This window comes from Synechococcus sp. R55.7 (assembly GCF_047461955.1).
Lineage (GTDB): Bacteria > Cyanobacteriota > Cyanobacteriia > Thermostichales > Thermostichaceae > Thermostichus.
This window is the reverse complement of the sequence record NZ_JANSIC010000386.1, coordinates 1-1,036: the sequence shown is the minus strand read 5'-3', so window position 1 is coordinate 1,036 and position 1,036 is coordinate 1. Positions and strand designations below refer to the sequence as shown.

The window sequence follows — 1,036 nt, the reverse complement described above, 5'->3', positions numbered from 1 at the left end:
ACGAATGCTAGGGTCTGTAACAGAGGGGAGCTTGCTCAAGATCGACAGGGATCCTCGGCCAGCCGAGCCAGAGCCTCCAAATCAGCACCCACCACGCGGTTGAGAATCCATTCGGGATGTTGCTGGGCACCCATGCGTCGATAGAACTCTATCGCCGGCTGATTCCAATCCAAAACCATCCACTCCAGCCGCCCATATCCTTTGGCCACCGCCTCCTGAGCCACCCGCGCCAAGAGCGCTTTGCCAATGCCTCTGCCGCGAAACTCCGGCAACACGAACAGATCCTCAAGGTAAATCCCTGGTCGGGTCAGGAACGTGGAAAAATTGCGGAAGTAGAGGGCAAATCCCACCGCTTGCCCCTCCACTTCTGCCAACAACGCCGAGGCCAAAGCCTCTGGGCCAAACAAATAGTGGCGCAACAGATCAGCGGATCCCGTTACCAGGTGGCTCAGCTTCTCGTACTCGGCCAAGGCGCAGATGAGGTCAAACAAAACGGGCACATCTAAGGCGGTGGCAGGACGGATTTCCATACTTTTGCCTGGCTTCACAACCAATTCCTTGAATTTCCTGAGATACCGGCACGAGAACAGACCACAGTTTATTCTTGTTGTGGACAGAACGCCCAGGCAGCATCTTTTGGACGCGCAGCGTGGTGGGGGCAGCGGCAGGGGCCCAGAGGACTCACCGCACAAGGCAGGTAGGGTGACCGAGAAAAGTAACGGCAGAAGGGATCCCAGGGCAAGCCACAAGAGAGAGTTGGTACGGCCCGGTGGGCGCGCTCGTCCCCGATTGAGAGGCGGCGGGATCCCCTCTTTTCCAGCAGAGGGATCAACTGCGCCCAGAACGTCAGCCCCAACCACAAGCCAACTCCCACTCAGCGCTTGCACAATTGCCCTCCCCCGTCGGCCAACAGCGTTGTCTTCCAACCAGAATCAGCCTCGGCCAGCCTGCTTGCCCAGGACTAGCGTGGCAGCCCGTTTTGGAGCTGTCCTTCCCTGCCGGCAAGAACCCGAGAAAAACCGATTAGAGTGAAATA

Annotated in this window: 2 protein-coding genes; both read right to left on the bottom strand. The window is 58.2% G+C overall.

The window, feature by feature from the left end; translation table 11 throughout:
• Positions 1-35: 35 nt before the first annotated feature.
• The gene (locus NW820_RS12660) at positions 36-530 is read right to left on the bottom strand and encodes an N-acetyltransferase family protein (protein ID WP_414330224.1); all 495 of its coding nucleotides are present in this window, start codon (positions 528-530) and stop codon (positions 36-38) included.
• A gap of 68 nt (positions 531-598) precedes the next feature.
• Entirely contained in the window at positions 599-874 is a 276-nt protein-coding gene (locus NW820_RS12655; RefSeq protein ID WP_414407675.1) for a DUF6464 family protein, read from the bottom strand.
• Between the last annotated feature and the right edge of the window lie 162 nt (positions 875-1,036).

Excerpts from the sequence above, each read along its gene's own strand:
- NW820_RS12660 (WP_414330224.1), bottom strand. The coding sequence starts at position 530 with ATGGAAATCCGTCCTGCCACCGCCTTAGATGTGCCCGTTTTGTTTGAC.